A 24,603-nucleotide genomic window follows, 5' to 3' on the forward strand; every position below is an offset into this window, starting at 1 on the left:
TCACGTAGTTACGGAGAAATATTCTATTTGTTATGCGATGAGGTACAGGATATTGACTACCAGACCGCCATACGGTATCTTTTGCTTTTTATTGCCGAACTACGCAAAAAAATTCCCCAGGATTTATACGCAGAAATTTTGTGTCAAGTTCGATATTGGATTGCTGGTCAACCAGCATACATTAGGGCTTTGATGCCTGTTTTAAACTGCGAAATTTGAGTTATTAATAAAGCGGGCTAACAGTATTTTTGTACTGTTAGCCTGTAATTATGAAATTAGCTTTGTTTAACAATAATAATGTATCAGGATAGCAGGGAGATAGTTATGGAACATTTTGAGTATGTATTAAAAATTTTACCACCCATGCTGGAAGGCTGGAAGGTTACCTTGACCTTGTTTTTCCTCACTTTAGTGATGAGCCTCCCTTTGGGAACAGTTATGGGAATAGCTCGTCTTTCTCATTTCAAGCCTCTGGCCTGGTTTATGGAATTTTATGTCTGGCTTTTTCGCGGAACACCTCTGCTTTTACAGCTTTTGTTTATTTATTTTGGACTGATGACGGTAGGTATAAGGCTGGAGCGTTTTCCCGCGGCGGTATTGGCGTTTGTGCTTAATTATGCGGCTTATATTGCCGAGATTATTAGAGCAGGTATTCAGTCTATTGATAAGGGGCAATATGAGGCAGCAGATGTTTTAGGTTTGACGCGTTTTCAAACTATGACTAACATTATATTGCCTCAGGTATTTAAGCGGGTTATACCTCCTATTGGCAATGAAGTCATAAATCTGGTTAAAGATTCAGCCCTCATATATGTTTTAGCTATAAGCGAATTATTGAGAGTGGCTAAAACGGCAGTAATGAGAGATGAAACTTTTGTTCCTTTTATTATTGCGGCAGTATTTTATCTGTTTATGACAGCGATAGTACAGCAGTTCTTTAAATGGGTGGAACACAAATTTGATTATTACCGTTAGGAGCGGACATGTATGTATATGATAAGGGCATTAGATATATACAAGAATTTTGGACATCTGAAGGTTTTAAAAGGAGTATCCTTAACTGTAGAAAAGGGAGAAGTAGTTGCTATAATAGGCCCTTCAGGTTCAGGGAAAAGTACATTTTTGCGCTGCTTGAACCGTCTGGAGACTATTGATAAAGGTATGATTGAAGTAGAGGGAGAAATAATGGTCCAGAATGGCCCGGATGGTAAGGCAGTTTACAGTGATGAAAATAGGATTGCCTTGATAAGGCGGAAGATGGGGATGGTATTTCAAAATTTCAATTTATTCCCTCATAAGTCGGTACTGGAAAACCTTATACTGGCTCCTATGCTTGTAAACAAGGTGCCCAGAGAGGAAGCGGAAAAGAAAGCCCTGGAATTATTGGAAAAAGTAGGACTGAAGAAGAAAGCTAATAATTATCCTTTTGAATTATCAGGCGGGCAGCAGCAGAGGGTTGCTATTGCCCGAGCTTTAGCCATGAACCCTGATATCATGTGTTTTGATGAGCCTACCTCGGCTCTCGATCCCGAGCTTACAGGAGAAGTTTTAAAAGTAATGAAGGATCTGGCATTGGAACACATGACGATGATTGTAGTAACTCATGAGATAGGATTTGCACGGGAAGTTGCTAACCGGGTAATTTTTATGGATAATGGCATAATTGTCGAAGAGGGAATAGCGAAAGAGGTTATAGATAATCCTAAAAATGAGAGAACCCGGGAGTTTTTAAGCAAGGTTTTAAGGATTTGAAAAAAACAGCTTACTTGCAGAATAGTTTGCAAGTAAGCTGTTTGTCTTAATAACAGTCAAAGACCAGCTGGTTGTTTCTGGTGTAAATATCCCTTAGGGTATATTCATATTCGCTAGAGGAGTATTTTTTCTTATATATGATTTTTATATCTTTCACATCATATCTATTTCCCTTTATTTCTATATACTTTTCGTCAACATTAATTTTAATTTCATCCAGATAATAGATGGTACTGCGGCCATTTATTCTTAATTTCAGGTATTGCAGGTCTTCACCGGCAACTCTGTAACCTTCATTGTCATATATGGAATATATGTCAGATAAGCTTATATCCTGCCAGATTTTATTCCTCATATAGGGTGAAGAATCAATAAGCAGGGTATTTCCGGTCCTGGACAGGATTATTTTTTTCACCGCGTAGACACCATCTTGTAAAGCTATGCCAATACGCTCGGAATTCAGGTTATATTTTTGGCCTCCTAGATAAAAATTGTATTCATCTATTATCTTCATGTCCCCTGCGGTATATGAGGTAGATTCCCGGTTTATATATAGGGAAACATAGTCAGGGTTATATTTATACCCGTCAAATTGTAAGGTAGTAATATATTTGTATTTTTTCTGGTTATAGGAAGAGACGGAGGTAAAAACATATCTATCACCTAGTTTTTTTAACATTACTGCAGCCTGGGCACGGGTAATTTTATCATAAGGCCTAAATTCTCCTGTGGGATAGCCGTTTATGATCCCCTGCTCATAGACAGCTTTTATATATGGTTTATAGGGATTTTTATTTATGATATCGGCATCTCTGAAAGGAACCTGACTGTAATCAGGAGGTATATTTAAGGCTTTAGCTATAAGAAAGGCAGCTTCGCCCCGTGTCAGCAGTTCATAAGGTTTTAGTTTATAAGGATATGCGCTTAAATCTATTATCCCTTGATAAGAAGCTTCTTCAATTATCATATCTGTCCATGACGTACTGTATTTACTGGTATAAGCAGGTTTTTGCTGGATACAGTTGAGGAGTATGCTCAGGAACTCTACCCTGGTTATATGGTTTTCCGGCCTGAAAGTGCCATCCGGATAGCCGCTTATATAGCTGTTGGCAGCCATATAGCTTATATAAGGTTCAGCCCAGTGGTTTTGTATGTCCCTGAACTGGGCAGCATTAACAGAGAAAGAAGGTGTCAGAAGCAACAGCAAAATAATGGCGATGATGAGGTATTTTTTAAAATGCAGCAAAGTATTACCTCCCCCGGGATAAAATATACTATTATTTTAGCAGATTATATATAGACTGTTAGGTTAAAAAGGCAGGAGATTTTTTTATTTTTTGCGGGCTGAACTTAAAAAATATTTATAAAATAAGAGGAAGTAAAGGGGGGAAGCTAGAATTCTTAAATATAGATACTTAATAAAATAAGAGTTGGGAGGTAATAACAATGGACAAGGTAGACGTACAATTCAAAAAACTAGTAGAATGGGCCAAGATTCCCGAATACGAAACTAAAAATGCAGCCGGATGCGATATAAGCCTGGCAATAACCGAAGAAGTAGTCTTATATCCCAATGAAGTAAAAAGCTTCCCTACGGGTATAGCTATAAAACTTCCGGATGGATATGAAGCGCAGATAAGAAGCAGAGCAGGCATGGCCCGCAAAGGGATAATAGTGGCTAATGCGCCGGGAACTATTGACCCTGAACATACAGGGGAGATCAACATACTGCTTTTAAATGTTAATGACAAGCCGGTAAAAATAGTTCCCGGACAGAAAGTAGCCCAAATGGTTATAAGTCCTGTGGTACAAGCTAACTTTGTGCAAAAATAATCAACCTTATACTAAGATGACACACAACATTTAAATTATATAACATATATAATTTAAATTCAAGAAGCCAAATCTTTTTTCAGCTATTTTATTATTTAATAAAATAGCTGAATTTTTATATTAACAAAATTTAAGGAGAAAGGAAGATGGATTTTGACCAGATTAAGATTGGAAAGAGAAAAGGTGGTTTTACTTATTATTGACCTGCAGGAAAAACTGATGAAGGTTATGAAAGATAGGGAAAAGGTTTTTAAAAATACCAGGCTGCTTATTGAAACGGCCAAAACTTTGAATATACCTGTAATATTAACTGAACAGTATCCCAAAGGCCTGGGGCCTACCTGTGAAGATATAAAAAATGCTTTGGGGGATTATCCTTATGAATATCTGGAAAAGATGAGCTTTACGGCTTGTACCGAGGAACTGCGCCAGATTTTAAGCCGTCTAGCTAAAAAATATATTTTAGTTGCGGGAAGCGAAACCCATGTTTGTGTTTATCAAACGGTACGAGACCTTTGCGAAGATGGCTATTTTGTACATGTAGCTAAAGATGCTGTATGTTCAAGGTTTGATATTAATCACGAAAATGGGCTTCAGCTTATGCGCGAAGCAGGAGGCATTATAACCAATACCGAAACCATAATATTTGATCTGCTCAAGTTTTCTGGCACTCCGGAATTTAAGGCTATATCCCCGCTTTTGAAATAAAAATTTTTTTATTGGAATTTCAATTGACAATATATTCTGTTAGGCATTATAGTATTTATGAGAGGGAAATTTTTGCATCTGGGGGTATGTATAGTGGCTTATGGTGATTCTATAACCTATGCTAAACAGGATAATATCGGTATAATAACTTTCAATAAACCGGAAACTATGAATATCGTTACCCAGGCGTTCTTTAAAGAACTTTATGAAATTCAGGAAGAGATAGATAGTGATAAAAGTTTGCGGGTAGTAGTCATAAGGGCTAATGGCCCTCATTTTTCCGCTGGTGTTGATCTGAAACTGCTCAGAGAAATCGATTCCCAGTTTATCATGGATAATTTAGCCTGGCTGCAGAGGCTTTATGGAAGATGGCAGGAAATGCCCATACCAGTTATTGCTTCGGTGCACGGACTTTGTTATGGTTCGGCTATGGAATTGATTTTAGGATGTGATATAAGGATTGCATCACGCGATGCGCGCTTTTCCATTCCTGAAGTCAGGTTTGGGCTGTCACCGGATATGGGGGGCACGGTAAGGCTTACCCGTTTGGTAGGTGTAGGCCAGGCCAAACGCCTTATAATTGGCTGTGATGAAATAAGTGCCGAAGAAGCCTGGCAAATCGGGCTTATTGAAATACTGGTGGACAGGGAAGAATTAGAAGAAAGAACTATGAAGATGGCCAAACGCATTGCCAATTTGCCGCCGGTGGCGGTACGCTTTGCCAAAAAGGGCATCAATGTTGCTGATGAGAGCAGTGTAGCAGCTGGATTGCTCTTCGAACAGGCTCAGTCAACTTTCTGTTGCGGGACTGAAGACCAGAATGAAGGGATTGATGCTTTCTTCCAGAAACGCAAACCTGTTTTTAAAGGGAGATAAATAATTTTAAACTGGCAGGCGGAAGTGCTGGCTTCCGCTTTTTTGTTACCGAGGTATTTTTTGCGCGCGGGAATTAATCTGGCTCAAGATGGAGAAGCTATAAAAAAGTGTTTCCCGTTTTAAAAGCGTATATAATTCGCGTAAAAAAATTATGGCCAGAAATTATGAAATTTATGTTTGACAAAAAAACATAACCAACATATAATTCTACATTGGGTGCCCTTTTGGATTAAGTTTAATAAATTTTAAAGATAATTGTAGAAATAGATGTTATCGGCATTACTAACAAAGAATGCCGTTAATTTTTTGGTTATTGAAGGAGTGAGTTAGCAAATGAAAGAACTTCGGAATATCGGGATAATAGCCCATATTGATGCCGGGAAGACAACGACTACGGAGCGAATTCTTTTTTATACAGGATTAACGCATAAATTAGGCGAAACCCATGATGGGCAAAGTGTTATGGACTACCTGGAAGCCGAAAGGGAAAGAGGAATAACTATAACTTCGGCTGCCACCAAATGTATCTGGAAAGGACATGCCATAAACATTATTGATACTCCGGGACATGTGGACTTTACAGCTGAAGTGGAAAGAAGCCTTAGAGTCTTAGATGGTGCAGTAGTTATATTCTGTGCCAAAGGCGGGGTAGAACCGCAGTCAGAAACCGTTTGGAGACAGGCCGATAAATACAGGGTTCCTCGTATAGCTTATGTTAATAAAATGGATGCTATAGGGGCAGATTTTTACCGGGTAGTTGATCAAATAAAAACCAGATTAGGTGCTAATCCCCTGGTAGTTACTATTCCGGTATTTGTAGGAGATGACTTTACCGGTATAATCGATTTAATCAGGATGAAATATATCACCTTTGAAGGTGACTTTGGAACCGAGATAAGAGAAGCGGAAATTCCCGCCGAGTATAAAGAAGAAGCTGATACCTGGCGTCTGTCTATGATAGAAGCGGTAGCTGAGACAGATGAAGAGCTTTTAGAAATGTATTTTGGCGGAGAAGAGATACCGGAAGATATGATCATCGAAGTTATCCGCAAAAATACGATAAATGGCAATATGATTCCGGTTCTCTGCGGAAGCTCTTACAGGAATATAGGAGTACAGGTTTTACTGGATGCGGTAATAAATTACTTGCCTTCACCGCTTGATATTAAACCGGCGATCGGCACCCTGGTTGACAGCAATGAAGAAATAGAAATTATCGCCGATCCTTCTGAACCTTTTACGGCCTTGATTTTTAAGATTATTACCGACAGGCACGTAGGTAAATTGGCTTTTGCTCGTATCTATTCAGGAACTGTAAATGCCGGAAGCTATGTTTATAACAGCAGTAAGGGGAAAAAGGAACGGATAGGCCGTTTGGTAAAGATGCATGCCAACCATCGTGAGGAAATTGAAAAAGCGAGTGCCGGCGATATTGTGGCTTTTATCGGCCTTAAAGATGTAAGTACAGGTGATACCTTGTGTACCGAAGAAAGGCCGGTATGGCTGGAAGCTATCGATTTCCCGGAACCGGTTATCCAGATAGCCATTGAGCCTAAGACTCAGGCTGATCAGGCTAAACTAGGGGAAGCCCTGAACAAAATTGCCGCTGAAGACCCGACTTTTAAAATATCTTATGATAAAGAAACCGGGCAGACTCTGATTGCCGGTATGGGAGAGCTGCATTTAGAAATAATAACTGACCGTCTGGCTAAAGAATTTAAAGTTGACTTTAATGTAGGGCAGCCCCAGGTAGCATATCGGGAAACTATAGGGGCTACCGCTCAGCATGAAACCAAATATGTAAAACAGACAGGCGGTAAAGGACAGTACGGGCATGTAGTGCTCCAGGTAGAACCTTATGAAGGCTATGCTTTTGAAAGCAAGATTGTGGGAGGAGTTATCCCCAAAGAATATATACCGGCTGTGGAAGCAGGTGTAAAACAGGCTATGGAAGAAGGAGTATTAAAAGGTTATCCGGTAGTAAATGTTAAGGTAACCTTGCTTGATGGCTCCTACCATGAAGTAGACTCTTCGGAAATGGCTTTCAAGACAGCCGGCATGATGGCTATGAAGGAATGCCTCAAGAAGGCGCAGCCTAAGCTGTTAGAACCTATAATGAAACTCGAAGTTACAACTCCGGATGAATTTACCGGTAATATAATAAGCAATATAAACAACCGCAGAGGCCGTTTAGAAAACATGGAAATGGAAAACAATACGCAAATTATAAGGGCTTATGTTCCGCTAGCCGAAATGTTTGGCTATTCTACGGTGTTGCGCTCTCTTACTCAGGGTAGAGCTGGTTTCTCTATGGAATTCTCTCACTATGAAGAGAGAAGGCTGGAAAATTAATGTAAATAAAGCAGCTTTTATGGGATTTCATAAAAGCTGCTTTATTTGTTCTATATTTTGCAACATTTCTTTATATATAATTTTTATTTTATCTATATTATTATTAAGAGCTTCTCTGTAGATTTCTGAGGCCAGGTTGGCAAGATTATGAAATCCGTACAGGCCGGCACTGCCTTTTATGTCATGAGCGATGCTGGCAAGCTGTTTAGCATCTTCTGCTTCCAGACTTATTTTCATTCCCAGCATCAAATCATTTAGACTGTTTATAAATTCGGGAATAAGGTTTTTAATAAGGGTATTGGCTGACCAGAAGGTTTTTTCATCAGGATGCAGGCTGCTTTCCTGAGCAAAAATTTGCTTGAGCTTATCATATATCTTATGCGAAGAAACAGGTTTGGACAGGTAATAATTACATCCCGCTTCCAGACACCTGGCTTCATCACCCTCCATAGCATAGGCGGTAAGAGCGAGGATAGGAGTATTATCATGGTAATCCTGCCTTATGCGCTTACATGTCTCGTATCCATCAAGTATAGGCATCTGCATATCCATTATTATAAGGTCAAATTTTTTTTGCTGTAAAATTTCTAAACATTTAATTCCATTTTCCACTGCCGTAACAGCATATCCCGCATTATACAGCATGTAGGATAAAATTTTGCGATTAACATCATTATCTTCTACTAAAAGTATTGATTTAGTCTGTTCAGAAGATGGGGAATTTTTAGTACTATAGGCACTAGCTTCACCGGTTTTATTTTCATCCTCTTTAGCTTTATAAAAAGGCAGATAGAAACTAAATGTAGAACCTTTTCCCCAAACGCTTTCTACCCATATATCTCCACCCATATTTTTTGTCAGCTGTTTGCATATAGTGAGGCCCAACCCAGTACCAGATGAGGAATAGGGGTCTATCTTTTCAAAGGCTTCGAATATGGTATGGAGCTTGTCTTCGGGTATGCCTATACCTGTATCGCGGACCGAGAAAAGCAAATATACTATATCATCACGGGAATTAGAAGGTTCTTTATAGACTTGTACTTTAACCTCTATTTCCCCCTGGGTAGTAAACTTTATAGCGTTGCTGAGCAAATTAAGAATTATTCTTCTTAACTGTAAGGGATCTCCTACTAAATTTAAAGGAACATCAGGATCGATATGAGTATGTAAGGCTATCTCTTCAGGAAGCTTGCCGTATACTGTCTGAATGCATTCGTTTATCACCTGGGGCAGTTTAAAAGTTTTTTTTCTGCCTAGAGCATATCCAGCTTCAATGCGGGAAAGATCAAGTATATCATTTATGAGTTCCAAAAGCTGTTCTCCACACTGTTTTATAGTTTGCACCAGCTCAGCTTGATAAGGAGATAGTTTTTCTTGACTTAAAAGATCAGCAGCTCCCATGATGCCGATCATAGGAGTACGAATATCATGGCTTACATTGGCTAAAAAGTTGGTCTTGGCCAGGTTGGCAGCTTCAGCTGCTTTTTTAGCTTTGATAATTTCAGTAAGGTCTGAGATGACGATAATCAGTCCTTTAAAATTATTATAGATATCTTTCATCCGCGTTACTGATATACGGACAAAGATTTGTTCTTTATTTAAATTATAAAAGCCTATCTCTTTTTGCCAGGGACTATTATTTTGATTTAAGTGGGAGAAAAGTTCGTTTTCATCAATACTCACCTCAAAGGCTTCCATAAGTTTATATATGTGCTGGTTGAGGAAAGAATTGCTGTTTATATGGAGAATATTTTGTGCTCCTTTGTTTATGTAGGTTAATATTCCTTGTTCATCTGTGATTAAAATACCTTCGGAAAGATTGGCTAATATGTGAGCCTGATAAGCCAGCTTGTTTTCAGTTTCTTTTATGGCACTTAAATCTTGTATTGTAGCAAAACAGCCTACTACTTTATTATCTTCGATAAAAGGCGAAGGGGATATATAAGTAGGGATAACTCGGCCCGATTTAGTGCGCAGGTTTAGCTCATAGCTGTCAATAACCAGATTCATTCTTTTTTTCATGCCTATGAGGAGAGCGATTACATCTCTAGGATAAGCAGCCAGCTCTAAAAGGCATTTGCCTTCCAGCTCTTCGGGTTTGTATTCTAACATGCGGGCTAAAGCCGGATTGAGCTGAGTTATTTTAAAGCCGGTATTTACGAAAAGAAACCCATCATTTAATTTTTCCACCAGGATACGGTTCTTTTTTTCTATTTTTTGGAGCAGAACAGTTTTTTCTTCCATTTTTTTCTGGGCGGCAATAAAATGGGTTATATCAATAAAATTGCCCTGAAAAGCATACTGGCCGTTATAGCTTATGGAGGAAACGGCTACTTCAAAAGTGCGGACTTCTCCATTTTTGCATATGAGTTCACTGATAAATCTCTGGCTGTATGGCTTTTGGGTAGTGAAGTATTTTTGGGCTACCGGATAAAAATTTTTGCGGTATTCAGGAGTTAAAAGGTCCCATATGCTTAAATTGTTTTTCCAGAAGTCTTCGGAAGTATAGCCTAAATTTTCCGTTATATATTTATTGGAAAAATAAATATTATTCATATCGAATATAACCAGGCCAAACATGGCGTTTTCCACCAGACGCTGATACTTTTGTTCTGACTCATAAAGCATAGCGGTTGTAGATATAAGATAATTGTAATCCGGATAGCCGTTCATAAAATCCTCCGCTTACTTATTTTTTATCTCTGTAATTATAATAAAAAAACAAGGGTTCTCTGTCAAAGAAAAACCCTTGTAGAAAGCAACTTTCATACAGGCAATTAATTTTTGACCAGCTCTATACTGCTGAGCAGCTGGTTTAATTCCTCTGCAGGCAGGTCAGCAGTTATGGTTACCTTATATGCTTTATCTTCCAGACTTTTGACATCAGTTAGGGAAATAGTCTGGCTGCTTTTTTCCTGTAAGGTATCTGCAGACATAAAATTTTTCGCTGCCATTTTATCTTCAGCATAGGGAAGGCTAATTTCTATGGTAATTGTATTTTGGTTATGGTTGGTGTAAACATACTGTACTCTGTTTTCATCAATCTGCCTGCTTGTTTGTAATACATAATCCGCAGGCAATCCGGCTATTTTTATATCGGTTATGACCGAATAATTTTCCGGATTTATTTTCTGCCCTGATTTTGCTGATGACATCTTTACCTCTTCTTTCCCTCCAGAATAAACAGTAGAGTTATCTCCGGTAGAGGCGGCAGAAAAAGCTTCTCCCTCTTTGGGAGCCGGGGCGGATATTTTAGATGATGTATCTTCGTGAAAATATTTTGCTCCCTCCTGGCTTTTTAAAGAATCAGCTTTTGACAAATAGGCTGTTCCCTTAGGGTCCATGGCCATACGAACATCTTTTATGTTGTTTTCTTTATCAGGTGTCCATGGAGCATAGTGCAACATAAAAGCCACGAGCAAACAGGCAGCTAAAGCTGCAAGGGTAGAGATAAATTTTTTAATTACTGCCCTCTGAGGCAAAGGAGCAGGCAAAAGCGCGATTTTTTTCATCACTTGCCGGGTAAATTCTTCATCAAGTTCTGGAATATCTGAAGTATCCTTTAATAAAGAGTTTTCCAGTTCAGTTAAGGCCAGGATTTTTTGACACCTTATACAGTTTTCTAAATGGGTTTTCAGTTCGTTTTTTAAATAAGGGGGCAGATTACCTTCCACATAATCAAGTAATAATTCATTTACTTCCTTACAGTTCATGCTTTACCCCCTTTCCGGTTTGCTGTTCCTCAAGTATTTTGCGCAGGGCTTTGCGAGCCCTATGTACTTTTACTTCTACATTTTCTTTTTTCAGGTTGAGAATTTGCGCAATTTCTTGATTGTTCAGTTCCAGCTGATAGCGCAGCAGGATAATTATCCTGTAGTTTTCAGGCAACTTGCTTAAGGCCTTATTTATTTCTTCCTTTAATTCTACTCTTTCCATATTCAGTAAAGGGTCTACTACGTCCCAGGAAGCTTGCAAACTGCTGTACAGTCCGGAAAAAACTTCATCGAAATTTAAATGGTTGCGGTTTTTATTCTTGCGCAGGTGGCTTATGGCTGTATTAGTCGCTATGCGGTAAAGCCAGGGAGCAAATTTTTTTTCGCTATCAAACTGGTTGATTTTAGTGTAGATATTTAAAAAAACTTCCTGGGTTATGTCTTCTGCTTCCTGATAATCTCCTACCATGCGATAAACCAGGGCAAAGACCTTGTTTTTGTATCTATTGACCAGCTCTTCAAAGGCTGTAATTTCACCATCCCTAAGGCGAAGAACCAGGGTTTCATCGCTAAGCAATATGATCAGCTCCTAACCTGTGCAATAATTTTTACGCAAGATTAAAATATTTTCTTACAGGTTTTTAACATGATAATAAAGGCTGAATTGTGTATAATAACCATATAAATTATAATAATAAAAGTTCCCTTATTGCCATGCTATTCCTAATTATAATTTCTGGAGGTAGAATATGAAATACCAGGAAGGACAAATAGGCAGGGTTTTTGTAGTCAATTTTGAGCATGGAGATGATATAATAAAAGAATTGAAGGCTTTAGCCGAAAATAAAAATATTTCCTCGGCTCTAGTTGTTATACTAGGCGCTTTGCAAAGCGGCCATATGGTAGTAGGACCGCAGGAATGTACTATTCCCCCGCTGGGATTGCCTTTTACCTTTACGGATGGCAGGGAGGTATTGGGTATAGGAACCTTATTTAAAGGTGAAGATAAAAAGCCATCCCTGCATATGCATGTAGCAGTCGGACGTGAAGACAAAGTAAGGGTAGGGTGTTTGCGCAAAGATGCCGAAGTTTATCTTACCATCGAAGCAGTAATCCTGGAACTCAATGGACTGCGCTCTATGCGAGCTTTTAATGAAGAGATGCAGATCAATTTGCTCACCTTCAATAAATAAATTAAAATGAGCATATGCACAATTATCTTGTCAGCAGGCCTAAACAGGTGTATAAATATTAATAAAGCAGCATTAGTGAAGAGAGGAGAGGAATAATGGCAGATCAATGTAAAACTTGTCCATCCCAGGCAGGATGCAATTCATCACCGGAAAAATGTGGAGAAAGTCCCGATAAAAGCTTGCTGGGTGCTTTTAATGACATCAGAAACGTAATTGCCGTAATGAGCGGTAAAGGGGGAGTAGGTAAATCTTCGGTAACCGGACTTATAGCTTCTAGTCTGGCTAAAAAAGGGAAAAAGGTTGGGGTTTTGGATGCTGATATTACAGGCCCCAGTCAACCCAAAGCATTGGGGATAGATAACAGGGAAGGTTTAAAAGCTAGTCAGTTTGGGATAATTCCTCCTCAGAGCAGATCTGGCATAAAAGTCATGTCTATTAATTTTTTCCTTCCCCATGAGGATGACCCTGTGATCTGGCGAGGTCCCCTTTTAGCCGGAGCCGTTAATCAATTTTGGGGGGAAGTGGACTGGCAGGATTTAGACTATATGGTAGTTGATTTACCTCCAGGAACGGGCGATGTTCCTCTTACGGTAATGCAGTCTTTACCTGTAAACGGTATAGTTATTGTATCTTCCCCTCAGGATTTAGCTTTTATGGTAGTTAAAAAAACTATAAAGATGGCCAAAAAAATGAATGCTCCCATATTAGGATTATTGGAAAATATGAGCTATGCTGTATGTCCTCATTGCGGGGAAAAGATTAATATATTCGGGGAATCTCAAGGGGAAAATATAGCTAAAGAAATGGGCATTGATTATTTAGGTGCTCTTCCCTGGGATGCCAAACTCAACCTGCTGATAGATGAGGGAAGGATTGAAGAATATGTATCTCCCCAAATTGATGCTGTGGTGGAGAAAATAATAGCTAAGCTGCCGTAAAGCTTGACTGAGCCTGCTTTATATTCCCGCCAGGCTTGCTTCTTTTTAAGTAAAAAATATTATTGAATAAAGCACTTAAATATATTAAAATAAAAAAATACATAATTGTTATTCCATCATCAGACAGCATGGTGATTGGGGGTAGATAGAATGGTTAATCAGCTTTTTATGGAACTTAAAAAACTTTTTGCGGAACTTGCTTCTACTTTAATCCTGGGTAAAAATAAAGATGCAGCTGATTTGGCCCGTATTTTATCCGAGAAGAGCAAAGCACTGGCTGATGAACTGGCTAAATAATAAATAGGGAAAGATATTTTCTCCCCAAATCTTATAGAGATTAAGACAAAAAAAGCTGTTTTTTAAGGATGATTTTCCTTAAAAAACAGCTTTTCTTTTTTATGGGCTTATATATTGGAACTTTAAGCTGGGGGTTTAAATAGATTATATGATAGGAGAGGAGGGAATAAGGATGCAGATTAAAGAGACGGGTTTAAAATTTAATGGGCCGCTTAAACCTAGAACGAGGACGAATCGGATTATTATCCATCATACAGCCACCCCTGGTGATGTAGCAGCAGAAACTGTGCACACCTGGCACCTGAATCAGGGATGGGCAGGTATAGGTTATCACTATTTGATTCGCCAGGATGGAACTGTTGAGAGAGGAAGGCCAGAAAATGTAATCGGTGCCCATGCCGGGCCCGAGGGCAATAGTGATAGTATCGGGATAGCTCTGGCAGGAAATTTCGAGATAGTTAGACCGACTGAGAAGCAGATGGAAGCGCTGGTCTGGCTTATTAGGGACCTTATAAAGAGATATGGAGAATTACAGATTATAGGACATCGGGATGTTATAGCCACTTCTTGTCCGGGAAAACTTTTTCCTCTGGAGGAGGTGAAAAGAAAGATTAAAGAGGAGAATAAGAATGTAGATTCCCATGCTGGAAGTAAAGGGAGCTGGAAATTAGATATCATCAGGGAGGCTAAAGATAAAGGCTTGATAACTATAGATCATGACCCGGATGAAATAGCCCCCAAGTGGTTTGTGCTGGCTGTAGCTTTGAATTTATTAAAATTAAAGGATGGCAAATGAGTTGAAAATATAACCTAAAAAGGCTTGATTTTTAGCTGAGCAAGAGTTATAATTCATATTGTCCAAGGGCCATTAGCTCAACTGGCAGAGCAGCTGACTCTTAATCAGAAGGTTGAAGGTTCGATTCCTTCATGGCCCACCATATATAAAGATTATGAAACCCGTGCTAAAAAGTGCGGGTTTTTTTAGTTTTATATGCTTTCTAATATTTGTATGAAAGTTTAAAATAGAGCATAATATAGTAAGTAAGCTAATTTTAATTTGCTTTTAGGAGGGACAAACATGGAAAGTTTGCTTAAGAAAGCTTTTTATTTCGGACTTGGCGCCATGAGCATCACCAGAGAAAAAGCGGAGAAATTAATAAACGAACTGGTGGAAAGAGGAGAGATGAGCAAGGAAGAAGCCAAACAATTTATCGATGAAGCACTTAAAAAGGGAGAAGAAGAAAAAGAGGCTTTGCGCAGAATGATAAGAGAGGAATTTTTTAACCTCAAAAATGATGTTGCCGTAGCTACTAAAGCAGAATTAGAAGCTCTAGAAGCCAGGATAAAAGCTCTGGAAGACCGCTTGCAATAAACCTGCCGGCTTATCACTGCCAGACTTTCGGCGGTGATAAGCTTTGCTAGTTAGAGGTGATTTCTTATGCTTAATAAGCGGGGTAAAAATGTAAATCATTTAAAACATGTTCCCCGATACCGGGAGATAGTTAATATTCTGATTAAACATGGTTTTGGATTTATTGTTGATATTTTGAATCAAAAAAGATTAGGCCGTAAAAGCATATTTCCCCGTAGAGAATCCCATTTTACAACTGGCCCTAAGAGACTGCGCCACCTTTTTGAGGATTTAGGTCCTACCTATATAAAATTAGGCCAGCTCTTAAGCACCCGTCCAGATATTTTGAACAAGGAATACATAAAAGAACTGGAAAAACTGCAGAATAATGTGCCTCCCTTTCCTTTTGATGTCTTGCGCAGTATATGTCAGGAAGAAGGAATTGATATTGAGGAGGATTTTATCTATTTTAATCCCCAGCCTTTAGCTGCCGCTTCTATTGCCCAGGTACATGAAGCCGTGTTGAAAAATGGAGAAAAAGTAATACTCAAGGTACAGAGACCTGGCATAAGGAAGATAATAGAAACTGATCTGGAAATACTGCGGGAGATAAGCGCGGTTTTGGAAAAGAGGACTTCCTGGGGTAGACTTTATAAAATAACCGAAATAGTAGATGAATTGAGTGAAGCTCTTTTGAATGAGCTTGATTTTCGCAAAGAGGCTTTAAATGCAGATAAGTTTTACCAAAATTTTCAGCGGGATAAAAATGTCCTTATTCCCAGGATATACTGGGAATATTCTTCCAGCCGCATTTTAACTATGCAGTATCTTGAAGGCATAAAAATATCAGAATTCATAAAGCTTAAACAGGCAGGTCTGGATACGCGAAAGATTGCCCAGAATTTAGTCGATGCTCTTTTTAAACAGATATGGGATCACGGTTTTTTTCATGCTGATCCCCATCCCGGCAATCTGGCAATTGCCGAGGGGGAAAAAATTATTTTTTATGATTTCGGTCAGGTAGGGATTATTGATGATGTTTTAAAAGAAAAAGGCATGAACCTTATTATAAATATGATGCGTTATGATACCCATGGAGTTACCCGGGCTTTGCTGGATATAGGCATAGGCAGCCAGTATGTAAACCAGGAAGAATTAAGGCGGGATGTATCTAAACTGCAGCAAAAATACTATGGCTTGCCTCTGTCTAATATCAATGTGGGAGAAGCTTTAGGAGAGTTAGTCGAACTTTCGGTTAAATATCAGATGCGGCTTCCTGCTGAGTTATCCTTAATGGTTAAGATGCTTATGACCCTTGAAGGTTTAATAACGCAGCTTGATCCCCAGATCAGTATAGTTGATATTGCCGAACCTTACGGCAAAAAACTTATTTTGCGCAAATTTTCTCCTGCACGCCTCAAACAAAATGTAGAAGATCTGGCTATTGATTATGGAAGTTTATTTAAATCACTCCCGCGCGATATGGAGAATATTTTAAAAACTATAAGTGAAGGACAGCTGCAGATTAAAATGGAGCATACTAATATTAGAAAATTGGCGGAACGTATTGATATAATGTCTAACCGGCTGTCTCTGGCCATAATCCTGGCCAGTATAATAATCGGTACTTCTCTGGTGGTAGATAAAGCAGGCAGTGCGCTTTTAAACCGCATACCTCTGGTAGAATTAGGTTTTAGTATAGCTGTTATTTTAGGTTTTGTCCTGGCTTATTCTATATTAAAAAGCGGAAAGTATTGATTCATCTCATATTTGCGGAATCCAGCTTTTTAAGCAGGCTGTAGAGAGTGTTTCTAAAATATATAATCTTCAGTTTCTCATCTTCCGTAGAAAAATGATGGCTTTCCAATTCATGCTGGGCAATTAATAAAGCATTAAACACCTTATCCCGGAAATTCATGTGGGGAGTTTTAAAATAGTTATCGACGCGGCGGGCGATTTCTCTTTCTTCTGCACTCAGATGGAGAGCAGTATACATTATGATGCCTCCTTATAAAAATCTAAAAAATAATATGCCCAGGGATGAGAAATAGTGCCAAAAAAGATTGTTATTTTTGGGTAAATTTAGTACCGAGTGAAAGGCTAGAAATAAAAACATTTATAAACATTATTTATGACCTTTAGAAATAACTATTTATAAGCATATATTGACGGGGACAAAATTATTATGTTAGGATTATAGCAATTGAAAAGGAAAAAGCGATGAGCAGAAGAGTAGCTATATGGCTGTTTCCAGAGAGCCGGGGTAGCTGGAAACCGGTAACAGTTATATAGTGAAGGCCACCTGCGAGCGCCGGTGAATTAAGCCGGACGGTTTTTGCCGTTATCAGAATGGAGTGGGCATTGAATGCCAATTAGGGTGGTACCGCGGGAGTAAAGCTCTCGTCCCTTGTGGTGAAGGGATGGGAGCTTTTAATATTACAATATTTTCCATGAAGGGGGATAGAAGTATGGAGCTAGAGAAGAAGATTTTAAAGCTTTTAGAAAAGGATGCCAAAATGAGCCCCAAGTTAATTGCTACTATACTGGACGAAGATGAGGGGAAAATCAGGGATATTATAGAAAGGCTGGAAAGAGAAAAGATTATTTTAGGGTACAGCACGGTGATAAACTGGGAACGCCTGGGGGAAGATGGAGTTACGGCTATGATTGATGTGAAAGTTACCCCGGAAAGGGAAGTAGGGTTTGAAAAGGTGGCCGAGCGTATATGCCGCTTCCCCGAGGTAAGATGTGTATATCTGATGAGCGGAACTTATGATCTTTCTGTAGTGGTAACCGGGGAAACCATGAAAGATATTGCCTGGTTTGTTTCCCACCGCCTTTCTACCTTGGAGCAGGTACAGAGCACAGTTACTCATTTTGTGCTCAAACGCTATAAACAAGATGATTTTATTTTTGAAGAGCCAGAAGAAGATAAAAGGTTGGTGGTAAGCCCATGAACAGTATGCAGAATTATCTGGCCGATACGGTTAAATCTATTCCCCCTTCCGGGATACGAAGATTTTTCGATCTGGTGACCCAAACCAAAGGGGTTATTTCTTTAGGAGTAGGAGAACCTGACTTTGTTACTCCCTGGCATATAAGAGAAGCTTGTTTCTATGCTCTGGAGAAAGGATATACGATGTATACTTCCAATAGCGGACTTTTAGAGCTTAGAGAAGAGATAGCCAATTATATGAAGAAAAAGATTGGAGTTGAGTATTCGCCGCAAAGGGAAATACTGATAACTATCGGGGTAAGTGAAGCGGTAGATTTAGCCTTGAGGGCTTTATTAAATCCTGGCGATGAGGTGCTGGTTCCGGAGCCTTCTTTTGTATCTTATGCGCCGGGAACTGTCCTTGCTTATGGCAAAGCAGTTTCTGTTCCTACTTATTTTGAAGATGAGTACAGACTTAAACCAGAAGTGCTGGAGAAATATATCACTCCCCGAAGTAAAATACTTATTTTAGCTTATCCCAACAATCCTACCGGAGGGATAATGGAAAAGGAAGATCTGGAAAAATTGAGAGACTTAATTATAAAAAATGACCTCATCGTTATCTCTGATGAAATTTATGCGGAACTTACCTATAATGGCGGACATGTTTCCATAGCTTCCCTTCCCGGTATGAGGGACAGGACTATTGTGCTCAACGGTTTTTCCAAAGCTTATGCCATGACCGGCTGGCGCATAGGGTATGCCTGCGGACATCCTGACATTATTGCGGCTATGACCAAGATTCATCAATATACTATTATGTGTGCTCCTATAATGAGCCAGATGGCAGCCATTGAAGCTTTAAGACATGGAGAGTCCGAGATGCGCCGCATGGTGGATGACTACAATAATCGCCGCAAAATAATCCTTTCCGGCTTTAAAGAAATAGGCCTGGATTGTTTTGAACCGAAAGGGGCTTTTTATGCTTTCCCTTCGATAAAAATTTCGGGTATGAGCAGTGAAGAGTTCTGCGAAAAACTCCTTATGGAAGAAAAAGTAGCCGTAGTGCCGGGAAATGCTTTTGGTGCCAATGGTGAAGGACATATAAGATGCTGTTATGCTGCCAGCATAAAAAATATCGAGATAGCTATTGAAAGGATGGGGAATTTTCTAGCTCGACATAGAAAAGGATAATTTGCCATTTATGCACAGAAAAAGTGCTGAAATATCGCGAATAGCATAAAATAAGGCATGAATTATACGATAATTAAATGCAGGAATTACGGAGCCGGAAGTGGAAAACCTCTTTTAGCGACTATAAAAGCTAAAGGAGGTTTTCCTCATGTTACCTGATTTTTCTCTGCGGGAGCTAGAATTATTAAAACTATTTCAAGCTTTAGGACCAGCAGGCCAAAAAGAATGCCTGGAATATATAAAATATCTTTTGAGTAAACAATATAAAAGAGAGCTGAACCTGGCCATATTTAACAATAATCTGCTGCAGAATCTTTTACGAGGACTTCTGCACCTGGTACAAAAAGAAGATTTTGATATTATGCTGGCCCAGAAAAGAATGATGCAGATTAAAGAGCTTTATTATGCCATATTTGCTGATATTCATAACCGTTATAGTGAACTGGTAGAGGATCTCGATACCAGTGAAATAGTCAGGGAATTTGGACAAAATAATTTTAGCCAGGTGGAAACAGCATTTATTTCCGGGGATATTAACCGGATAAGATATGAAATTATTGAGTTTTTTCAGCAATATGAAAGATTGGCGAGAAAAAAAGACAGCCGGCATGTAATGGCAGTCTAATATTTTGATAGATAATAATGAGTTTACTTTCCCATTGCTGGGCCTAACTGGCGCGTATTATAATTTACATAGATAAAGAACCGTAACCAAAAACTAATTATGTCCCCATAATGAATAATAATTAAAGAAGGCGGGATAAGGATGAAGCTTAAATTTTTAGGAGCAGCTAAAACAGTTACAGGGGCTTTTTTTCTTGTTGATACGGAAAATACCCGCTTTGCTATTGATTGCGGCTTATTTCAGGGGAGTAAGGAGATAAAGGAACGCAACTATGGTGAATTTTTAGTCCCTCCGGAAACTGTTGACTTTTTAATTCTCACCCATGCGCATATTGATCATATAGGGTTAGTGCCTAAATTTTGCAAAAAAGGCTTTAAAGGACCTATCTATTGCAGCCATGCCACGAAAAAACTTGCCGAAATACTCCTGCCTGATTCAGCACATATACAGGAAATGGAAGTAGCAAGAAAAAACCGTAAATATCAAAGAGCAGGTAAACCTTTGCTAGAACCTATATACAGGGTAGATGATGCTTTAAAATGTCTAGAGCAGTTTGTCCCCCTTAATATGGATGAAATAATTCCTTTACACGAGGGAGTAGAAGTAAGGTTACGCGATGCCGGCCATATATTAGGATCCAATATAGTTGAATTATGGATTAAAGAGGATCATCATAAGCTAAAACTGGTCTTTTCCGGAGATCTAGGACAACCTAATCAGCCTATAATAAAAGACCCGGCAGTTATTGAAAGTGCTGATTATTTAATACTTGAATCAACTTATGGCAACAGGCTCCATGAAGGGGTAGAAAAGAGGAAGGAACAGTTAAAAGAGATTATTGATAGGACTATGCGCAAAGGAGGTAATTTAATAATACCTTCCTTTGCGGTAGAGCGTACCCAGGATTTATTATATGACCTCAATTATCTTTATCATAAAGGCTTGCTCCCCCCTGATATCAAGATTTATATAGACAGTCCTCTGGCGGTAGCTGCTACCCAAATTTTTCAGGAAAATACCGAGTATTATGATTATGAAACTAGAAAACTGGTAGCTGAAGGTAAACATCCTTTAAAACTTCCCAACCTTAAATTTTCTGTTACCCAGGAAGATTCAGTAGCTTTGAATCAAATAAAAGGAAAAGCCATAATAATATCAGCAAGCGGCATGTGTGAAGCAGGACGCATAAAACATCACTTAAAACATAATCTGTGGCGTCCGGAGTCTACTATCCTGTTTGTAGGTTATCAGGCTGAAGGAACTTTAGGCCGCAAAATACTGGAAGGAGAGAAGGTAGTAAAGATTCACGGTGAAGAAATAGCGGTTAAAGCGGAAATAGAACGTATTGAAGCTTATTCCGCTCATGCGGATAGGGAAGGTTTGCTTTCCTGGCTTAAAGCTTTTGTTTCTCCACCGCAAGAAATATTTTTGGTACATGGGGAAGAAGAGGCACAATCAGCTTTAGCGGAAATTATTCAAAAGGAATTAAAGATACCGGTTTATATACCGGAATGGGGAGAAGAAATAGAACTGCCCTGCAAACATGAACAGGCGGAAGTTTCCTCTCTCTTGGCTGAAAATATGCCAAAAGCCCTGGAAGCAGAAAAATTATATCTTGCTACTATGAGCATATGGCACGAGAAGTTTGCTAGATACTGGGCTAATGGGGATTATGATAAGATGATAGATGATTTAAAAAAGATGGAGCAAGTTTTAAAACCTTAATTTTCGACAGCAAGAAGTTTTCCTCAACCAGTCGGCATTTTTTTTAGTCAAGCTTATATTTGGTGCAAAATATCTTTTTTTTTTAATTTTTAACAGGTTCTAGTCTTTAATCTTTTTAAAATTGAAATATTATGTGTTTGTGGGTGGGAGAGTGAGGATGATATAATCATCTTACTTCGTGTGATGGGAGTAAGAACAGGTATGGATAAATGTGCTGCATTGGAAATGATGCGTTGGGGATATGCCTGCATTCCGGGGGTTATTTTTTCTTATTCTAAAGAATTAGATCTGGACATGGAAGATATTGGAGTATTATCGGCTATTTTTTATGCCATCGAAAATTCCAAACCGTTATATCGCACCGGGATAACTGCCGGACAGGTATTGAATGTTTGCCCTTCTCTTAGCAAGCAAAAGCTGGCTAAAAAGATAAGCCGCTTGAGTAAAATGAAATTAATCGAGATAAAAGATGATAAAGCTGCTTTTAATGATAAGGAAATATATCTGGAACCTCTGATGGCCAAAATCGAAGCGCTTATATGGAGGGATCATCCTGAGCTGTTCCCGGCAGCTAATGACCGGAACCAGTTAATAGAAATGGAGACCTTAATTAAAAATTACGAAGAAAAAATAAGGTCTTTAGAAGCTGAACTGGAAGAGAAAAGAGCAGTTGTCCCAGCTGATATTAACACTTTAGACCATGAAAATGATAATTATAAGAAGGTAGCAGATTTTATAGCTCGCAAGACAGGCAATCTTTTAAGTGTAAAAATGTCTAATGAGCTGAAAAAATGGCTGTATGAACTGGGGTTTACTCCGGAATTTTTGCTGTGTATGCTGGAATTATGTTTTGAAAGAAATATTTATAACCCCCGGGAGATAACCAGAATTGCCCGTGATCTCAAAGAGTACAGCATAAATACCGTAGAAGGCATGGGACTCTATTTTGAAAAATATGTTGATCTGGAAAAGAATATGGCCATCAGGATGAAACAGTTTGATCCGGAAATAATGGAATTTGGTAATTTTACCGGGATTGATATGACGGCAGAAGCCCGCAAGCGCATTTATTATAAGTGGAGATACGATTGGGGTTTCAGCCATGCCATGATAATGAAAGCCGGAGAAATTATGTGCCAGCGCACTAAAAACGGAGGGCTGGAGTACATAGACAGTGTGCTCAGCAACTGGCTGCGCAAAGAAATAAGAACGGTAGAGGATGCGGAAAAAGAAATACGCGATTTTAAAGCCAAGAATAAAAATGAAAAAACTTCTGCTAAAGGAGAAAAAAAATCAAGATTGGATACGGAATATGAGATATATATTCCACCTTCTACCTTGGAACAATTGAAGAGTAAGGTATAATTATTTTAGTAGGAAAACGGGATTTAAAATCCCGTTTTTGATTTGGTGGTGAGGATTTTGCTGGCTAGGGGTTATGAGAAGATTCAAGAATACTTATATGATTTGGAAAGTGAAAGACGGGTTTTATCTGCCATGCTGCATGCGGAAGAAGCTTGTATCGAAGCTCATTCCGCTCTGGTAGCTGCTGATTTTTATTCTCCCAAACATGCTACTATATTCGAACTGGCCTGCAGCCTTTATGAAAGGGAGATAAAACCTACTTATGTGGAAATATTGAAAGAAGGACATGCTTTAGGGATACTTACTAACCCTAAAGATATAGAGGAGTTAAAATATATAGCCGAACATTATATAGATGATGAAAATATAAAATACTGGATAAAGCGGGTTAAGGATAAAGCACGGCTTAGAAAATTTGAAGCCTTTTTGCGGCGCAGTTATAATCTGCTCTATGAAAATCCGGAAAGCGATGTAGATGATATTTTGCTGGCAGCGGAGGAAGAGCTTACCAACCTCACCGCTCTGGATATAGATGATAAGATCGATACTCCGGAAGATTTGGCTAAATTAGGCTATGAAGAAGTTGAAAAGAGGTTTTTGCGCTATAAGGAAATAAAAGAGCTTAACAAAGGGGTGTTGCCTTTAGAAGGCCTGCCTACCGGCTTTTCTAGCCTGGATAATATAACCCTGGGCTATAAGCCGGGAGATCTGGTTATACTGGGAGCTCAGACAGGACATGGCAAGACAGCTTTTGCCCTGCATACAGCTAGGGCGGTCGCTGTAGATGCAGGCAAGAAAGTGCTTTATCTCAATACGGAAATGAGCAGGGTACAGATAGCTTTGCGCTGGGGATCGATTTTATCAGGTATTGAACATGAGCGCATACGCAAAGGGGATATAAACGAAACGGAATTATCTATTATTTTTAATGCTTATTCAAGATTAAGGGATAGTGGCTTTTATTCCTATCCCTGCCCTAATCTTACGCCGGAAAAGACTATTTCCATAGCCCGTAAGTTTAAGGCCCAGAAAAATATTGACATGATGATTATCGACTATATAGGAAGAATGGAAAAATATGATCCTCGGCTGTCAGAATGGCAGATACTTGAACAGATTGTCAAAACGCAAAAGGTTCTGGCTCAGAATCTGCAGATTGTGGTTATGTGTCTGGTACAGCTTAATCCTGACGGGACCCTGCAGGGAGCCAAGCGTATGAAAAATGAATGTGATTTAATGTTAAGATTAAGTCCTATTCCCAAAGAAGAGCTGGCGGAAAATGAGGAGCTAAAGAAGTACCTTAATCCGAATTATTATATTTCTATCGAAAAAAACCGGGATGGAAAAAGCGGAGTTCTTCTGCCTATTCAGTTTGACTTAAAAAGGCAGATTATGAAAGATGCCGAGAGGATTCAATTATGACCTTCAAAGAACGGGAAAAGATAAAAAAGATATATGATGAAACTGCTACCCTGATTGCCGATCTGGCCTTAAAACAAAATTTGAGTCAGGATGAGATGTATTTTCTATTAAACCTTTTGGACCTTATAGTTATCGAAAGAAAAAGTCTGCCTTTAACCCAGGTTTTGCATTTATGGCTGCAAAAAGATCTAAATCCCGCTTTAGATGAAGAGATAAAAAACCTGCTTTTAACTTCTGACCTTAAGGATGAGAAGGAGTTAAAAAAAACGATTGATAATATAAGGAGATTACTGGCAAAATATTAAAGAAAATCTTACTTGAGGA

General features: G+C 38.9%; 24 protein-coding genes, 1 tRNA gene, 1 pseudogene and 1 other annotated feature. Of the genes and pseudogenes, 21 read left to right on the forward strand and 5 right to left on the reverse strand.

Annotated elements, in window-relative coordinates; genetic code table 11:
- From BUB92_RS02805 to BUB92_RS02815, 3 genes and pseudogenes are all read left to right on the forward strand, one after another.
- Positions 1–219, forward strand: a pseudogene (locus BUB92_RS02805) (IS4 family transposase); the annotation flags it as partial.
- A 105-nt stretch (positions 220–324) separates the two neighbouring features.
- Positions 325–975, forward strand: a complete 651-nt coding sequence (locus tag BUB92_RS02810) for an amino acid ABC transporter permease (RefSeq protein WP_073089687.1) — start codon at positions 325–327, stop codon at positions 973–975.
- Positions 976–987: 12 nt separating this feature from the next.
- The gene (locus BUB92_RS02815; RefSeq protein WP_073089688.1) at positions 988–1,752 is read left to right on the forward strand and encodes an amino acid ABC transporter ATP-binding protein; all 765 of its coding nucleotides are present in this window, start codon (positions 988–990) and stop codon (positions 1,750–1,752) included.
- Between the two features lie 46 nt (positions 1,753–1,798).
- Here the strand turns inward: BUB92_RS02815 and BUB92_RS02820 are convergent, their stop codons facing one another.
- Entirely contained in the window at positions 1,799–2,998 is a 1,200-nt protein-coding gene (locus BUB92_RS02820) for an S-layer homology domain-containing protein (RefSeq protein WP_073089690.1), read from the reverse strand.
- 200 nt (positions 2,999–3,198) lie between these two features.
- Between BUB92_RS02820 and dut the strand changes: the two genes are divergently transcribed.
- From dut to fusA, 4 genes are all read left to right on the forward strand, one after another.
- Positions 3,199–3,585 (forward strand): dUTP diphosphatase, encoded by a 387-nt coding sequence (gene dut / locus BUB92_RS02825; protein WP_073089692.1) that lies wholly within the window; start codon positions 3,199–3,201, stop codon positions 3,583–3,585.
- 153 nt (positions 3,586–3,738) lie between these two features.
- Positions 3,739–4,293, forward strand: a complete 555-nt coding sequence (locus BUB92_RS02830; RefSeq protein ID WP_073089694.1) for an isochorismatase family protein — start codon at positions 3,739–3,741, stop codon at positions 4,291–4,293.
- Positions 4,294–4,365: 72 nt separating this feature from the next.
- A complete protein-coding gene (locus BUB92_RS02835) occupies positions 4,366–5,169 on the forward strand; it encodes an enoyl-CoA hydratase/isomerase family protein (protein ID WP_341372068.1) in 804 nt (267 codons plus the stop codon).
- Positions 5,170–5,502: 333 nt separating this feature from the next.
- A complete protein-coding gene (gene fusA / locus BUB92_RS02840) occupies positions 5,503–7,521 on the forward strand; it encodes an elongation factor G (RefSeq protein ID WP_073089696.1) in 2,019 nt (672 codons plus the stop codon).
- Between the two features lie 27 nt (positions 7,522–7,548).
- On the opposite strand, the gene BUB92_RS02845 is transcribed toward fusA, so the two are convergent.
- From BUB92_RS02845 to BUB92_RS02855, 3 genes are all read right to left on the reverse strand, one after another.
- The gene (locus BUB92_RS02845) at positions 7,549–10,194 is read right to left on the reverse strand and encodes a PAS domain S-box protein (protein WP_073089698.1); all 2,646 of its coding nucleotides are present in this window, start codon (positions 10,192–10,194) and stop codon (positions 7,549–7,551) included.
- 104 nt (positions 10,195–10,298) lie between these two features.
- The gene (locus tag BUB92_RS02850; protein WP_073089700.1) at positions 10,299–11,234 is read right to left on the reverse strand and encodes an anti-sigma factor family protein; all 936 of its coding nucleotides are present in this window, start codon (positions 11,232–11,234) and stop codon (positions 10,299–10,301) included.
- The gene (locus BUB92_RS02855; RefSeq protein ID WP_073089702.1) at positions 11,224–11,811 is read right to left on the reverse strand and encodes an RNA polymerase sigma factor; all 588 of its coding nucleotides are present in this window, start codon (positions 11,809–11,811) and stop codon (positions 11,224–11,226) included. Before BUB92_RS02855 ends, BUB92_RS02850 begins: the two co-directional genes overlap by 11 nt.
- Before the next feature lie 172 nt (positions 11,812–11,983).
- Between BUB92_RS02855 and BUB92_RS02860 the strand changes: the two genes are divergently transcribed.
- The 7 genes from BUB92_RS02860 (at position 11,984) to BUB92_RS02885 (ending at position 16,771) form a co-directional block, all read left to right on the forward strand.
- Positions 11,984–12,427: a PPC domain-containing DNA-binding protein gene (locus BUB92_RS02860; protein WP_073089704.1), complete on the forward strand. Its 444-nt coding sequence runs from the start codon at positions 11,984–11,986 to the stop codon at positions 12,425–12,427.
- 95 nt (positions 12,428–12,522) lie between these two features.
- Positions 12,523–13,365 (forward strand): Mrp/NBP35 family ATP-binding protein, encoded by an 843-nt coding sequence (locus BUB92_RS02865; protein ID WP_073089706.1) that lies wholly within the window; start codon positions 12,523–12,525, stop codon positions 13,363–13,365.
- Positions 13,366–13,515: 150 nt separating this feature from the next.
- Positions 13,516–13,662, forward strand: a complete 147-nt coding sequence (locus tag BUB92_RS11500) for a hypothetical protein (RefSeq protein ID WP_159432297.1) — start codon at positions 13,516–13,518, stop codon at positions 13,660–13,662.
- A gap of 172 nt (positions 13,663–13,834) precedes the next feature.
- Positions 13,835–14,458, forward strand: coding sequence for a peptidoglycan recognition protein family protein (locus BUB92_RS02870; protein ID WP_073089708.1), 624 nt, complete (start codon positions 13,835–13,837; stop codon positions 14,456–14,458).
- A gap of 66 nt (positions 14,459–14,524) precedes the next feature.
- Positions 14,525–14,600: transfer RNA gene (locus tag BUB92_RS02875), tRNA-Lys, on the forward strand.
- A 140-nt stretch (positions 14,601–14,740) separates the two neighbouring features.
- Positions 14,741–15,034, forward strand: coding sequence for a phasin family protein (locus tag BUB92_RS02880; protein ID WP_073089710.1), 294 nt, complete (start codon positions 14,741–14,743; stop codon positions 15,032–15,034).
- Between the two features lie 66 nt (positions 15,035–15,100).
- The gene (locus BUB92_RS02885; protein WP_073089712.1) at positions 15,101–16,771 is read left to right on the forward strand and encodes an ABC1 kinase family protein; all 1,671 of its coding nucleotides are present in this window, start codon (positions 15,101–15,103) and stop codon (positions 16,769–16,771) included.
- 1 nt (position 16,772) lies between these two features.
- Here BUB92_RS02885 and BUB92_RS02890 read toward each other — a convergent pair whose 3' ends face one another.
- Entirely contained in the window at positions 16,773–17,009 is a 237-nt protein-coding gene (locus tag BUB92_RS02890; RefSeq protein WP_073089714.1) for a hypothetical protein, read from the reverse strand.
- Between the two features lie 215 nt (positions 17,010–17,224).
- Positions 17,225–17,424 (forward strand) — a binding site (T-box leader).
- Positions 17,425–17,481: 57 nt separating this feature from the next.
- Between BUB92_RS02890 and BUB92_RS02895 the strand changes: the two genes are divergently transcribed.
- The 7 genes from BUB92_RS02895 (at position 17,482) to BUB92_RS02925 (ending at position 24,584) form a co-directional block, all read left to right on the forward strand.
- Complete coding sequence (locus BUB92_RS02895; protein ID WP_084728293.1) at positions 17,482–17,970, forward strand: Lrp/AsnC family transcriptional regulator; 489 nt, start codon at positions 17,482–17,484, stop codon at positions 17,968–17,970.
- A complete protein-coding gene (locus BUB92_RS02900) occupies positions 17,967–19,142 on the forward strand; it encodes an aminotransferase class I/II-fold pyridoxal phosphate-dependent enzyme (RefSeq protein ID WP_073089716.1) in 1,176 nt (391 codons plus the stop codon). Before BUB92_RS02895 ends, BUB92_RS02900 begins: the two co-directional genes overlap by 4 nt.
- A gap of 148 nt (positions 19,143–19,290) precedes the next feature.
- Positions 19,291–19,767 (forward strand): hypothetical protein, encoded by a 477-nt coding sequence (locus BUB92_RS02905; protein ID WP_073089718.1) that lies wholly within the window; start codon positions 19,291–19,293, stop codon positions 19,765–19,767.
- Between the two features lie 141 nt (positions 19,768–19,908).
- Complete coding sequence (locus BUB92_RS02910; protein ID WP_073089720.1) at positions 19,909–21,492, forward strand: MBL fold metallo-hydrolase RNA specificity domain-containing protein; 1,584 nt, start codon at positions 19,909–19,911, stop codon at positions 21,490–21,492.
- Positions 21,493–21,693: 201 nt separating this feature from the next.
- Entirely contained in the window at positions 21,694–22,857 is a 1,164-nt protein-coding gene (locus BUB92_RS02915) for a DnaD domain protein (RefSeq protein WP_159432298.1), read from the forward strand.
- A gap of 57 nt (positions 22,858–22,914) precedes the next feature.
- Positions 22,915–24,279 carry a replicative DNA helicase gene (locus BUB92_RS02920; RefSeq protein ID WP_242938984.1) on the forward strand — a complete coding sequence of 455 codons (1,365 nt, stop codon included), beginning with the start codon at positions 22,915–22,917 and terminating at the stop codon, positions 24,277–24,279.
- Positions 24,276–24,584, forward strand: a complete 309-nt coding sequence (locus tag BUB92_RS02925) for a hypothetical protein (RefSeq protein ID WP_073089724.1) — start codon at positions 24,276–24,278, stop codon at positions 24,582–24,584. The genes BUB92_RS02920 and BUB92_RS02925 overlap by 4 nt, the downstream gene beginning before the upstream one ends.
- Positions 24,585–24,603 lie beyond the last annotated feature (19 nt).

Source organism: Thermosyntropha lipolytica DSM 11003, assembly GCF_900129805.1.
GTDB lineage: Bacteria > Bacillota > Syntrophomonadia > Syntrophomonadales > Syntrophomonadaceae > Thermosyntropha > Thermosyntropha lipolytica.

Coding starts and splice junctions, on each gene's coding strand:
- fusA (WP_073089696.1), top strand. CDS start 5,503: ATGAAAGAACTTCGGAATATCGGGATAATAGCCCATATTGATGCCGGG.
- BUB92_RS02905 (WP_073089718.1), top strand. CDS start 19,291: ATGTTACCTGATTTTTCTCTGCGGGAGCTAGAATTATTAAAACTATTT.
- BUB92_RS02900 (WP_073089716.1), top strand. CDS start 17,967: ATGAACAGTATGCAGAATTATCTGGCCGATACGGTTAAATCTATTCCC.
- BUB92_RS11500 (WP_159432297.1), top strand. CDS start 13,516: ATGGTTAATCAGCTTTTTATGGAACTTAAAAAACTTTTTGCGGAACTT.
- BUB92_RS02880 (WP_073089710.1), top strand. CDS start 14,741: ATGGAAAGTTTGCTTAAGAAAGCTTTTTATTTCGGACTTGGCGCCATG.
- BUB92_RS02925 (WP_073089724.1), top strand. CDS start 24,276: ATGACCTTCAAAGAACGGGAAAAGATAAAAAAGATATATGATGAAACT.
- BUB92_RS02865 (WP_073089706.1), top strand. CDS start 12,523: ATGGCAGATCAATGTAAAACTTGTCCATCCCAGGCAGGATGCAATTCA.
- BUB92_RS02810 (WP_073089687.1), top strand. CDS start 325: ATGGAACATTTTGAGTATGTATTAAAAATTTTACCACCCATGCTGGAA.
- BUB92_RS02890 (WP_073089714.1), bottom strand. CDS start 17,009: ATGTATACTGCTCTCCATCTGAGTGCAGAAGAAAGAGAAATCGCCCGC.
- BUB92_RS02870 (WP_073089708.1), top strand. CDS start 13,835: ATGCAGATTAAAGAGACGGGTTTAAAATTTAATGGGCCGCTTAAACCT.
- BUB92_RS02860 (WP_073089704.1), top strand. CDS start 11,984: ATGAAATACCAGGAAGGACAAATAGGCAGGGTTTTTGTAGTCAATTTT.
- BUB92_RS02915 (WP_159432298.1), top strand. CDS start 21,694: ATGGATAAATGTGCTGCATTGGAAATGATGCGTTGGGGATATGCCTGC.
- BUB92_RS02895 (WP_084728293.1), top strand. CDS start 17,482: ATGGAGCTAGAGAAGAAGATTTTAAAGCTTTTAGAAAAGGATGCCAAA.
- BUB92_RS02815 (WP_073089688.1), top strand. CDS start 988: ATGTATATGATAAGGGCATTAGATATATACAAGAATTTTGGACATCTG.
- BUB92_RS02885 (WP_073089712.1), top strand. CDS start 15,101: ATGCTTAATAAGCGGGGTAAAAATGTAAATCATTTAAAACATGTTCCC.
- BUB92_RS02850 (WP_073089700.1), bottom strand. CDS start 11,234: ATGAACTGTAAGGAAGTAAATGAATTATTACTTGATTATGTGGAAGGT.
- BUB92_RS02845 (WP_073089698.1), bottom strand. CDS start 10,194: ATGAACGGCTATCCGGATTACAATTATCTTATATCTACAACCGCTATG.
- BUB92_RS02910 (WP_073089720.1), top strand. CDS start 19,909: ATGAAGCTTAAATTTTTAGGAGCAGCTAAAACAGTTACAGGGGCTTTT.
- dut (WP_073089692.1), top strand. CDS start 3,199: ATGGACAAGGTAGACGTACAATTCAAAAAACTAGTAGAATGGGCCAAG.